Below are 11,831 nucleotides of genomic sequence, written 5' to 3'. Positions count from 1 at the left end.
ACTCTGCGGCAAGAGCCTATTTTAGCATTGGTTTTATGGCGTGGAGATGGAATGGGTGGCTTGCCCTTGATGCCAGAACCACAAAGTGGATCGCCCGTGTTGGCTTCGTGAGGTGTTTCATGGAGCTGTTAGTCCTCTTTGGGCGATGCCGAAAACAGCGCCCCGAAAACTTCTTTTGAGCTTTCTATTGGCTTAGCTTGCGGTTTGTTAGCGTTCTTAGCTTCAGAACTTATCGCTGCCATCCGAGCATTAAACTCTTCTTCAGTCTCTTCAATTTTACTTTTCGCCATTCCAATGGGTCTCCTCACTTTCCAAACTGGCAAAGAAATACCTCGTTCGTGCAAAAAGTCTTCCACATTACGCAGTGACAGCGGAAACCGAACATAAAGCATCACAGCCAGTCGGATGACCCCTGGGCTCGTTTTAAAGTACCTGAATGGGGAGTGTTTTGTCATCAGGCCAGGCTACGAAACCGCCCGCCCCATCTCAGGTAAGTTTTGTCTGACAGTACCGACAATACCCCTTTCGGCTCTTAAACCAAAGCCGGCGTAGATAGAATCTTTTTAAGAGATACACACACGCGGTCCACCGTATTTTCATCAAGCCCGTATCCAGACGGCAAATTGATGCCACAGGTTGGAGCTAGGTCACTAGACCTTTTGCAAAGGGGCGGCCTCACCGATTGAGGGTGGTCTTTGAACGCACCGAGATTTGTGAGCCGTGAGAAAAACGGACGGCTGTCGATCCCGTGGTTTCGAAGGGCGGCTTGCAAAGAAAACTTGTCATGACCAAAAGAGCTTTCAGGAACAGCGGTGACCATCCAATACGAATTAGAAACCAAGTCAGGTTCCGCGTTCAGTTGAATCCCGTCTACATAGCCTAACCTGTCGCGATACCAACCAAACAATTGGCGTTTGTAAGCGATCAACGTTTCTATGCGCTCCATTTGTGCAACGCCCAAAGCGGCTTGTACACTGCTCATTTTGTATTTGAAGGCCACTTCGTCATTTTGGAAAAATCGGTCCCCCGGCGGGCGGCCATGATCCCGAAGCTTCTGAATTCGAGCAAAAAGGTCGTCATCATTCGTAACAATCATACCTCCTTCGCCCGTGGTGATCGTCTTGGAGCCATGAAACGAAAAAACCGCCATGTCCCCCAAAGAACCCGCTTTTTTGCCATCAAAAATCGATCCGAGTGCTTCGGCGGAATCTTCAATCAAAACAATTTTAAAGCGATCCGCAATAGCGCGAAGACGCTGCCAATCGCACATGGAGCCATACAAATCGACACCAATGATTGCTTTTGTTCGCGGTGTAATAGCGGCTTCCACGGCATCCGGATCGATACACCATGTGTCAGGCAAGATATCGACAAACACGGGTTTTGCGCCGACGTAGCTGATAGGAGCCATCGACGCGATCCATGTAACATCTGGCCCAATAACCTCATCTCCAGGGCCAATGCCGGCCGCCGCAAGTGCAAGGTGCAATCCGGATGTGGCGTGGGGCAGGCTGGCCGCGTGGTTGACGCCAACATACTGCGCCATCATGCTCTCAAAACGCGCGTTAAACGCGTAATGTCCTGGACCCCATGCGGTTAGGGCCGCTTCTCGGGCTAGTTCGCCTTCACGTTCGGTAATGGACGGCGCTGCGACGGGAATGAATGGTAGCGATCGTGCGGGTTTGTTCATTAATTGCTTTCCTACATAGCTGCCTTAGTATATCACCGTAGCGCAAATCTAGGCTTGATTACGAGGACTAATATGGCTCATCCAGACGACCGAGTAGACTTTAAGAAGTCTACAATCCGTCAGTCCATTGCGTTGGGGCAAGACGCGGATGTTTTCCGTCAGTCCAAAGCAATGGTGACCGCGCTAGACCGCTATGACTATTCCTATCTCTGGAGCTGGATGGGCGTGCCGATTATTCAGATGCCAGCAGATGTAATGGCCACACAAGAAGTGATCTGGGCGACAAAGCCAGATGTGATAATTGAAACAGGCGTGGCGCGCGGTGGATCAGTTCTGTTCATGGCATCTTTGTTGGAAGTGATCGGCAAAGGGAAGGTCATCGGCGTCGATATTGACATTCGTCCCCATAACCGCAAAGTGATCGAAACACACCCCATGTCCAAGCGCGTCGAGATGATTGAAGGGGGATCGGCAGATGATGAAACCTTGGAAAAAGTCCGTGCCCTTATTCCTAAGGGGGCATCGGTCATGGTTGTTTTGGACAGTGACCATAGCCGCGATCACGTTCTGGCGGAATGCCGCGCTTACGGGCAATTAGTCACAGCGGGTTGTTACATGGTGGTAGCTGATACGCTTGTCGGTCATGTTGAAGAAGATGAGGCTCCGAAGAAACGGTCCAAGGTTTGGTTCAAAGGTAATGAACCTCTTTCCGCCTTGCGCGATTTTATGGTCGATAATGACGGTTTCGAGGTGGACGAGGTTCTGAATGGCAAGCTCGTGATGTCGTCGTCACCAGGTGGTTATATACGCCGCAAATCGGTTTGACCTATGCCTATGCTGCGCAAGCCAAATGAGACCGACGCTGTATCGCTCTTGCAGATCCGCTCAAACACAGTTTTGCAACATCTTTTGATGGCCAACCCGGCTGATGTTACAGATGATAACGAACTTGCAAAGACGTCAAATTGGATCAAACGCCGGATGGCGCATGGTTGGTTCAAGATCATTGAAGATGATGCTTTGACCGTGTCAGGTTTTGCACAGATCTATGATATTCATCACAAAAATCGCTTTGGTTGGTTGGGTCTAGGACTATTGCCATTGGCGCGTGGCAAAGGACTTGGCGCACAGGCATTAGTCGAGATTGAACGCGCTGCTAGCATTGATCTCAAGCTGCGTAAACTTTTGTTGCACGTCCGCAGCGACAATCGAACTGCGATTGCGCTGTATGATCGCTCAGGTTGGCGGCGGGTTGGAGTTTTATACGCGCACTACGATGACGGAACCACAACCTATGATGTGATCTTGTTCGAAAAGCAGCTGGACGTCTTATGACTCGCGTTGTCGTTTCACAACCGATGTATTTTCCGTGGAGTGGCTTCCTTGCTCAGATGGCGTTAGCGGATATCTATATCTGGTTGGATGACGCGCAGTTTTCAAAAGGCAGTTTTACCAATCGTGTTCAGGTCAAATTGCCGGGTGGCAGCAAGTGGATGTCAGTCCCGTTGGTTAACAAAGGCACGCATTGCGCTATCAAAGATCTTGAAGCCAAGGGTAGTGATTGGCAGGCCAGCCATCGCGCACTTATTAAACAATCCTTGCGAGACCGGCCCCATTCCGTCAAGGCGCTGCATCTCTTTGACGAGGCTATAGCCAAAGAAGGCACTCTTTGCTGTTCCCTTATTGCTTCAGCCGAGGTACTTGCAAAAACGTCAGGCGTTTTGCCACCCCAAATATTACGTGCGTCGAAATTGGGCATCAATGGTAGTTCTTGGCAGCGGGTGTTAAATATTGTCACAGCAGTTGGTGGCACAACCTATATTACAGGTCACGGTGCGCGCAACTATCTTGACCATGAGGCGTTTGAGAATGCCGGCATTGATGTGCGTTACATGAATTACAAAATATTTCCCTGGCCACAGCCATACGGCAATTTTACACCTTACGTGTCAGGCCTCGATTTGATAGCCTCAACTGATCCAGAAACTGCCCTCTCGCATCTCCGCCTCGGTAGCACAAATTGGCGGGCCTTTTTGACTGATGGAGATCAATCCGAATGATACAAACATATGCCGCCGAAGCCGAGCAATTCGAATGTGAAGGTTACACTGTTTTGCGCGGCTTTTATGACCGCAAGACCATGATCGAACCAATCCGAGAAGGTGTGCAACGCATTGTTGCTGACCTGTGCCAAAAGTATGGCGTAGAAGCACCGACAGACACACCCGACGAGGCAATGGGCCCCGGATACCTCGCGTTGGCGGCTGCGGATCGGTCCTGGGGTGGGGAAGTATACGATGCCATAAAGCAAATTCCAGCGTTTATGAGATTGGTCAGTGATGCGCGCAATGACGATGTTTTTCGCGCCCTACGCCCTGGATCCGAACCGGGCCTTGCTTCGGGTGGTTACGGTATTCGCATAGACAGCCCAACCGAGGGCAAATTCCGTGCACTCTGGCATCAGGATTTTCCGGCGCAATTGCGCAGTCTGGATGGCATTGTATTTTGGTCACCACTGGTATCGGTTACTGCTGAAATCGGTCCGCTTGACATAGCCGTTGGGTCGCAACGTGAAGGAATTGTTCCTGTCTATAAGGACGACGGCGGTATCGGAAAAACTGGTGCCTATGCATTGCGGTTGGACAAAGAAGAACAGCGCCTTACACGCTATGACCAGATTGCACCGCTGAGCGAACCTGGCGATCTTATCTTGATGGATTTTTTGACTTTGCATCAATCTGGCAAGAACGTTTCAGATCGTCCGCGTTGGTCGATGCAGTGGCGCATGTTCAATTTTGCAGATCCAACGGGGGTAAAAATAAGCTGGCGCGGATCCTTCGCGGTGGGTGAGAGTTTTGAAACAATTATGCCTGAGCTTGTGGTAATTCCGAAATGAAAAATTGCCGTATTTGCAAGGCCGAGTTGGAGTATCCTGATTATCTGGCTGATTCTCCCGCAATGACATCTTTGTCGACCATGATCGACGTCAAAACCGAAGTGTCAGTCTGCCGTGCCTGTGGTCACGTTCAATCGCCGGACCTGCCTGACGTTCAAGCATTTTACGATCATGACTACCGGATTTCGCTGCAATCGGATGATCACGATCAACTCTATGCGATGGAGGATGACGGACCGGTGTTTCGGACCTCACATCAAGCCCAGTTGCTCATGGAAATGGATGTTCCTGAAGGCGCAAAGTTGCTCGATTTTGGCGCTGCAAAAGCCGTCACAACCCGCTGTTTCTTTGAAGCGCGCCCTGATGTGCAGCCTCATGTTTTTGATGTGTCCGAAGATTACCGCCGCCATTGGGATGAATGGATCGAACGCGATGCGCAGGCGACTTATGCACTGCCCGATCATTGGGCTGGCCGGTTTGATCTAATCACATCGCACTTCGTGCTAGAACACGTGGCCGATCCAGTTTTGGTATTGAAATCAATGAAAAATTGTCTTGCGCCGGATGGCCAGTTATTTTTCACCGTGCCGGACCCCGTCGGTAATTCAGGTGACTTGCTGGTCGTGGATCATTTGAACCATTTCGTGCCGTCGTCGCTTCAACACGCTGTGCAAGCTGCAGGTCTGTCAATCGTGTCTTCTCGGTCTAATCTGTTTCAGGGCGCTCATGTGGTCATTGCACAACACAGTGCAGAAGCCGACGTCGACCCCGTGCAGGACCAAACGGAGAAGGTTTTGACTTTGCTAGATGAATGGCGCTACATGCTTGATAATTTGCGTGTTGTCCTTGCATCACCAGACACCAAGATCTCAAAAATTGCGATTTATGGTGCAGGGTTTTATGGCGCGTTGTTCTCTCCGCTGGCCGAAGATCGCACTGTGTGTTTTCTGGACCGGAACCCGCATTTGCTGGGTAGCAGCATGAACGGTAAGCCCGTCCTTGTGCCAGAAGCCTGCCCGGATGTTGATGTTGTGGTAGCGGCACTCAACCCGGCGCGCGCGCGCGATATTCTGCCCAAGAATGCTAAGTGGCTGCCCAAAGATGCGCAGGTAATCTACCCGGAAGCTTCGAAAAAATGAAAATTTCGCTTATCATTCCAACTCGCAGCCGCGCTTTATATCTTCGGGAAACGCTGCAAACAGTAGCCGTCGCGGTTCAGGCCTTCAAAGGCGATATTGAAGTCGTCGTGTCTGACAATGCATCAGACGATGAAACAGCCGAAGTCTGTGCGCAAAGTGGCATTTCTGGGCTGGTATACGTGCGTCAACCTATTCGGCTGTCGATGCGTCAGAATTTTGAAGCAGGGCTTAACGCCAGCACTGGCAGTCATGTTGTTTTCATTGGTGACGATGATGCGCTTGCGCCGAACGGGTTTGTATTGCTCCGGGATATGATTGCGTGCGGTGATTTCGACATCTTCAAATGGCGCATTGTTAATTACATATGGCCTGATCGAGACAGGGGGCGCCAAGGCGGTGTTGTTTTGCGCACCAACAAAGTGTCTGGTCGAGTGCGTTCGCTCAATCCACAAGCGCTGCTTTCCGATTTCATCACGGCCCGTATCAGCGGATATCAGTCGGGTGCCATGATATATCACGGCTGTATTAGTCGACGACTAATTGAAAAAGTCCGTGGGTTTCAGGATGGCACTTATTTTTGGACGACCTGCCCAGACGTCTATGCTTCGGTCGCCAATCTGATCCACGCAGACACCGATATTCTAGCCGTCGATTTGCCAGTGACCATTGGGGGATCATCACCGCGCTCAAATGGGACGGCGGGCATTGAATACACGCAGTCTGCGGCAATCGAGCCAACGTCGGAGCATGCCAAGTTTGTGGCGGAACTGAAGGGTGATCCTTTTCTTGGGCGTACGCCTGCGACATGCCCATCCGTCAATCTAGTCACAATAGATGCCTTGCAACTGGCGCATAGGTTCGCTGGTCGCCCGCTTAAACTTGACGAGGTTGCGTGGCTTGAGCGGGTTGAGCCCGAATTGCGGGGATACCCTGCACATATTGCATCGGATGCCCGTGATCAGGCGGCTTTGGTGTTGGCCAGTCTTGCGGATACGATTTTGGCATTTGATATCCAGACGGAATCTAAGCTTGTTGCGACAGCGCTACCGCTCGCGCCAAGGCTGGAAAGCAGTGCAAACATTGCAGTCAGCCTTGCCAAGGTCAAAATTTCAGGTGGCACCAAAATGGATGGGATCGCGCAGGCAGTGCAGGTTATTGATGAGGTATGCGCTGCGTCGACCCCATTGTGTGATCTGCCGACAACGATTTCAGGGTCAATTGTTCGGGTTGGCAAAATGCTTTGGCGGGCACATTCGACTAAAGGTTCGATTGTGTGATCTTGTAGATACGTCGTGTTAGAACTGATCACGGTATGTAGGCCACAGGGTGCGTGAGCGAAATGCACAAAAGACCGCCTTAAGCTTACTTTTCGAACCACTATGAATGTCATAACGTTGTGGCCTGTTAGGTCTGTTTCAATATGAAACCGAGCGATTCACTCTTCGATTTGAACATTGCGTTGGACCGCATATTGCGCCTCTGGTCGCTCACTATTTCGATGGCACGTGCGACAGCAGCCCAATCAAAATATGGTGTCGGATCACCCAGAAGGTCCTCATAAGAAAATATTTCTTGGGCCACGCCAGTGACGATCTCATGTGCAATCAAGAACGCATCGCTGCGTTCGAGGAAATGGCGCGCTTGGGTGATCATAGCGTGATCAAAAATAGGTTCATATTTCTCTGCTAGTTCGCTCGACCATTATCCTAATTGCTTTACCTTTACCAGTGACAACGCTTACGCCAACCTATCCTGTCGACGCAACCGCGCGCTGCAACTGTGTGGTATTGCAGGCACAGCGTTAGGTAGTTGGTCTTTTAAGCTTCGGAAAACCAGGGTAGGTGCCGCGGGAAGATTTTCAATGCGAAACAGCCATTTTGGGCACTCGCTGCGTGACGACCGCAGAAAAATACCCATTCTTATTCAATTTTTTAGGTTCCGTCTTGAGCGAATTTGGATCAAGCCACTCAGAAGAGACGACGATCAGTACTGTGGAGCTTGTAAGCTGTTCTAGCCAACTGGACCCGCTTCGACCTTTGGCTAGCAGTATCAATCCGCACTGGCGTTCGAGTGTAATTGATCGGATCGGGGCATTCAAGTGTGTTGCGTTTTATGAGATATTTTCGCACAGACAATACAGCACGGCAATACGACATTGCCACGCTGTGATGTCATTTCGCGCGAACGTTTTATGTCAGAGACTTTTTGTTGTCCCCTTCCAAAAATTAAGTTATTAATCACGAAACTAATTTAAAACGCCAGCGAGTAGGGACAAAATAAGCATGCAAGCTGTCATTCTGGCTGGAGGCTTAGGCACTCGAATTTCCGAAGAAAGTCACCTGCGTCCAAAACCCATGATCGAAATCGGCGGCAAGCCCATCCTTTGGCATGTAATGAAACTGTACTCTGCTCACGGGATTACCGATTTCGTGATCTGCTGCGGCTATCGCGGCTACATGATCAAAGAGTATTTCGCTAATTACGTTCTGCATTCCTCGGACGTGACGGTTGATGTACGCAACGCCAAGACGACTTACCACAATTCCGAAGCCGAGCCTTGGAAAGTGACGCTTGTCGATACGGGTGCAGAGACCATGACCGGCGGGCGGCTGCGCCGTGTCAGCCCATACATTCTCGATCGTTTCTGCATGACCTATGGCGACGGTGTCGCCGATATTGATATCCGCGCTGAAGTCAATTTTCATATCGCGCACGGTCGCGAAGCGACTGTGGCCGCGGTAACACCGCCTGGTCGATACGGTGCATTGGAAATTTCCGACAAAGGTGAAGTTGAACGGTTTATTGAAAAACCCCCAGGAGACGAAGGTCTCATCAACGGCGGATTTTTCGTACTGGAACGAAGCGTGCTAGAGCGTATCGAAGGGGATGGGACCGCGTTTGAGGGCGAGCCACTTGAAGGCCTTGCGCGGGATCAGCAACTGATGTCCTGGCGCCACCCCGGGTTCTGGCACGCGATGGATACGCTGCGCGATCGCAACTATCTTGAAAGCCTTTGGGCCAGCGGTGCAGCACCTTGGAAGGCGTGGACGTGACTTTTTGGGCCGGTAGGCGGGTTCTGTTGACAGGACACACTGGATTTAAAGGCGCTTGGGCGGGCAGATGGCTGGCAACATTGGGGGCCGAGGTGACTGGTATTTCCCTTGCACCAGAGCCTGAACCCAATCTGTTTGCGGCATTGGGCAGCAACCACCTTGTTTCATCACATATTGCGGATTTGCGCGACGCAGAACTAACAAGCAGGCTTGTGGCCGACGCAGACCCAGACATCGTGTTTCATTTAGCGGCGCAACCGTTAGTGCGGCTGTCTTACGCGGCCCCGGTGTTGACTTTTGGCAGCAATGTTATGGGCACAGTTCATCTTTTGGATGCCTTGCGCAAACACGCCAAACCGCAGGCTATCATCATCGTCACATCAGACAAAGTTTACGAAAACGACGGCAGTGGGCGTGCATATCGAGAAGAGGACCGGTTGGGTGGGCATGACCCTTATTCAGCGTCTAAAGCTGCCACTGAAATTGCTGTGGCATCCTTTAGGCGTGCGTTTTTTTCTGAAATGGGCGTACCGGTTGTCACTGCGCGAGGGGGCAACGTAATCGGGGGCGGGGATTTCTCTGTGGACCGTGTCATCCCCGACATCGTGCGGGCGTTGATGGCTGGACGGATGCCTGAAATTCGCAATCCTAAAGCAACCCGCCCTTGGCAACACGTACTGGATTGTCTTGACGGATATTTCACGTTTGCCGAAGCACTGACGCGCAGCGCACAACAGCGCATTGATCTGCCTTTGGCACTGAATTTTGGCCCGCTATCCAACAGTCCGTCCGTCACTGTAGGCGCGCTTGCCAACCGTTTTTTAACCACGCTTGGCCACCCCGCGTTTTTCGACGAAATTACAGCAAACGGACCACATGAAATGGCGCTGTTGTCGATAGACCCGACTCTTGCGACGCGCAGTCTGCCATGGCAACCGCGATTGGATAGCCACCAAGCAATAGACCTGACAGCCCATTGGTATTCTGGGTTCATGGCCGCAAAACAAATGAGCGCGCTGACAGACGCTCAAATAGATGCCTTTCAGAGGAAAACCTTATGATTTGCAAATGCCGATTTTGCCAAGCTGCAATAACGCAGACGCTTGTCGATTTAGGAACGACGCCGTTGGCGAATAGCTATCTGCATGTTGACGACGCCGCTGCGATTGCGAATGAACGGCGTTTTCCACTGCATGTCGTTGTGTGCAATGAGTGCTGGCTTGTGCAAACCACGGAAACACCAAGCGCGGATACAATCTTTTCTCATGATTATGCCTATTTGTCGTCGTGGTCTGCGGGTTGGGTGGCGCACGCGGCGCGCTACTCCCGAGATATGACTGCACGGTTCGGGTTGGATGCAGCGTCGATGGTCGTCGAAATTGCATCTAACGACGGCTATCTGTTGCAGCACTTTGTTGCCCAAGGCATTCCTGTCCTTGGGGTCGAACCGGCAGGTCATGCCGCAAGTCTTGCCGAAGAAAAGGGCGTGTCGACACAGGTTTTGTTTTTCAATGAAGAAACAGCAACGACCCTAAAGGCGCAGGGGTTTGCAGCAGACTTGATGGCCGCAAATAACGTGTTGGCCCATGTTCCCGAAATCGAAGATTTTATAAAAGGGTTTCAAGTTCTCCTTAAGTCGGACGGCGTTGCGACGTTCGAGTTCCCGCATCTTGCCAGCTTATTAGAGTCAGTCCAGTTCGACACGATTTACCATGAACATTATTCCTATTTGTCGCTAACATTTATGCAGCGCCTGATGGAAAAAGTTGGACTAGTAATATTTGACATTGAAAAACTGCCAACTCACGGTGGATCATTGCGGGTTTTTGTTGGCCATCATGGTGCGCATACAGTCACCGAAAACGTAGCGCGTGTGCAAGCGGCAGAAGACGCGCTGCATATGAACCGTGTTGACGGCTATGTTGGTTTGGCCTCGAAGGTCGAAGGCATTCTCACTGAATTTCGCGACTTCCTTGTGCAGGTCAAGGCCGAAGGAAAAACTGTTGCGGGCTACGGTGCCGCGGCCAAGGGAAACACATTCATCAATGTTGCTAGTCTTGACGATGCAGACATTGCTTTTGTTGTGGATCGCAACCCGTGCAAGCAGGGCACGCTTTTGCCGGGCAGCCATATTCCCGTATTTTCACCCGATGAAATAATAACCCGGCGCCCCGACTATCTCTTTATCTTGCCATGGAACATCGCGTCAGAAGTGATAAAACAACAATCGCATATTAGGGAGTGGGGGGGGCAGTTTATTACTGCGATCCCCGCATTGCAGATCCATTGAAATTCGTTGAAACGCCGCTTCCCGGGTTGATTGAGGTCGAGGCAACGCCACATATCGATCCACGTGGTTCATTTGCGCGGGCGTTTTGCATCGACACATTTGCAGAAGCAGGCCTCGAATTTGTACCCGTTCAAACCAATTTGTCTACAAATGGTGCGTACACGCTACGTGGGCTGCACTATCAGTCTGCGCCCTTCGGAGAAAGAAAATTGGTGCGTGCCGTTTCAGGCCGAGCGTATGATGTTGCGGTTGATTTGCGACGGGGTTCGACGTTTGGTAAGTGGCACGCAGTTGAATTGTGCGCTGACAAAATGAACGCGGTGTTTATTCCCGAAGGTTTTGCACACGGTTTTCTAGCACTGGAACCGAATACAACGCTGCTTTACCAAATGTCACCGGCCTACACTGCCGGCCACGCTGCGGGTATTCGATGGAATGACCCCGACATTGCGATTGCGTGGCCAGGTGAGCCGCAGATCATGTCAGACGCTGACAAAAAATTTCCTCTGCTCGCACAATTTGAAGCTTAGTGCCCTGGGTCTGGCTATTGCCTGTTCTTGTTGTCGTACAACTTGTAGCGCTCAGAAATTTAGTCAGTATTCAAATGCGTCATTACAAGCGCCGGGCTAGAAGATATGATTAATAACTGATGCTTATCGGGAATATGCAACTGCTAGCAAGGCAGTTTGTGGCAGGTGCTGTCAAACAAATGAGAACTCGCATCAGATTGCTAGCGCAGCCTGAATCTATGCGCTCAATAGTT

Annotated in this window: 12 protein-coding genes and 1 pseudogene; 10 read left to right on the top strand and 3 right to left on the bottom strand. The window is 51.0% G+C overall.

What is annotated here, in order from left to right; all coding sequences use genetic code 11:
• Positions 1 to 302: 302 nt before the first annotated feature.
• Both ACFDSS_RS10695 and ACFDSS_RS10690 read right to left on the bottom strand, forming a co-directional pair.
• Positions 303 to 455 (bottom strand): annotated as a pseudogene (locus ACFDSS_RS10695) (IS6 family transposase); the annotation flags it as partial.
• Between the two features lie 77 nt (positions 456 to 532).
• A complete protein-coding gene (locus tag ACFDSS_RS10690; protein WP_375255732.1) occupies positions 533 to 1,690 on the bottom strand; it encodes a DegT/DnrJ/EryC1/StrS family aminotransferase in 1,158 nt (385 codons plus the stop codon).
• A 72-nt stretch (positions 1,691 to 1,762) separates the two neighbouring features.
• Here ACFDSS_RS10690 and ACFDSS_RS10685 point away from each other — a divergent pair, with 72 nt between their 5' ends.
• The 6 genes from ACFDSS_RS10685 (at position 1,763) to ACFDSS_RS10660 (ending at position 7,002) form a co-directional block, all read left to right on the top strand.
• Positions 1,763 to 2,515: a cephalosporin hydroxylase family protein gene (locus tag ACFDSS_RS10685; RefSeq protein WP_375255731.1), complete on the top strand. Its 753-nt coding sequence runs from the start codon at positions 1,763 to 1,765 to the stop codon at positions 2,513 to 2,515.
• 3 nt (positions 2,516 to 2,518) lie between these two features.
• The gene (locus tag ACFDSS_RS10680) at positions 2,519 to 3,025 is read left to right on the top strand and encodes a GNAT family N-acetyltransferase (protein WP_375255730.1); all 507 of its coding nucleotides are present in this window, start codon (positions 2,519 to 2,521) and stop codon (positions 3,023 to 3,025) included.
• Entirely contained in the window at positions 3,022 to 3,750 is a 729-nt protein-coding gene (locus tag ACFDSS_RS10675) for a WbqC family protein (RefSeq protein ID WP_375255729.1), read from the top strand. The genes ACFDSS_RS10680 and ACFDSS_RS10675 overlap by 4 nt, the downstream gene beginning before the upstream one ends.
• Positions 3,747 to 4,586, top strand: coding sequence for a phytanoyl-CoA dioxygenase family protein (locus tag ACFDSS_RS10670; protein WP_375255728.1), 840 nt, complete (start codon positions 3,747 to 3,749; stop codon positions 4,584 to 4,586). The genes ACFDSS_RS10675 and ACFDSS_RS10670 overlap by 4 nt, the downstream gene beginning before the upstream one ends.
• A gap of 62 nt (positions 4,587 to 4,648) precedes the next feature.
• Complete coding sequence (locus ACFDSS_RS10665) at positions 4,649 to 5,725, top strand: methyltransferase domain-containing protein (protein ID WP_375255727.1); 1,077 nt, start codon at positions 4,649 to 4,651, stop codon at positions 5,723 to 5,725.
• On the top strand, positions 5,722 to 7,002 hold the full coding sequence (locus ACFDSS_RS10660) for a glycosyltransferase family 2 protein (protein ID WP_375255726.1): 1,281 nt from the start codon (positions 5,722 to 5,724) through the stop codon (positions 7,000 to 7,002). Before ACFDSS_RS10665 ends, ACFDSS_RS10660 begins: the two co-directional genes overlap by 4 nt.
• Before the next feature lie 127 nt (positions 7,003 to 7,129).
• Here the strand turns inward: ACFDSS_RS10660 and ACFDSS_RS10655 are convergent, their stop codons facing one another.
• Positions 7,130 to 7,378, bottom strand: a complete 249-nt coding sequence (locus ACFDSS_RS10655; protein WP_375255725.1) for a hypothetical protein — start codon at positions 7,376 to 7,378, stop codon at positions 7,130 to 7,132.
• Between the two features lie 629 nt (positions 7,379 to 8,007).
• On the opposite strand from ACFDSS_RS10655, the gene rfbF reads away from it, so the two are divergent.
• Genes rfbF through ACFDSS_RS10635 form a run of 4 tightly spaced genes read left to right on the top strand, consistent with a single transcriptional unit; the run spans position 8,008 to position 11,598 of the window.
• Positions 8,008 to 8,778, top strand: coding sequence for a glucose-1-phosphate cytidylyltransferase (gene rfbF, locus ACFDSS_RS10650; protein WP_375255724.1), 771 nt, complete (start codon positions 8,008 to 8,010; stop codon positions 8,776 to 8,778).
• Positions 8,769 to 9,839 (top strand): CDP-glucose 4,6-dehydratase, encoded by a 1,071-nt coding sequence (gene rfbG, locus ACFDSS_RS10645; protein ID WP_375255723.1) that lies wholly within the window; start codon positions 8,769 to 8,771, stop codon positions 9,837 to 9,839. Before rfbF ends, rfbG begins: the two co-directional genes overlap by 10 nt.
• Entirely contained in the window at positions 9,836 to 11,068 is a 1,233-nt protein-coding gene (locus ACFDSS_RS10640) for a methyltransferase domain-containing protein (RefSeq protein WP_375255722.1), read from the top strand. Before rfbG ends, ACFDSS_RS10640 begins: the two co-directional genes overlap by 4 nt.
• Complete coding sequence (locus ACFDSS_RS10635; RefSeq protein WP_375255721.1) at positions 11,065 to 11,598, top strand: dTDP-4-dehydrorhamnose 3,5-epimerase family protein; 534 nt, start codon at positions 11,065 to 11,067, stop codon at positions 11,596 to 11,598. Before ACFDSS_RS10640 ends, ACFDSS_RS10635 begins: the two co-directional genes overlap by 4 nt.
• Positions 11,599 to 11,831: the final 233 nt, after the last annotated feature.

It is taken from the genome of Yoonia sp. (assembly GCF_042093035.1).
GTDB lineage: Bacteria > Pseudomonadota > Alphaproteobacteria > Rhodobacterales > Rhodobacteraceae > Yoonia.
This window is presented reverse-complemented; position numbering and strand designations above follow the sequence as displayed.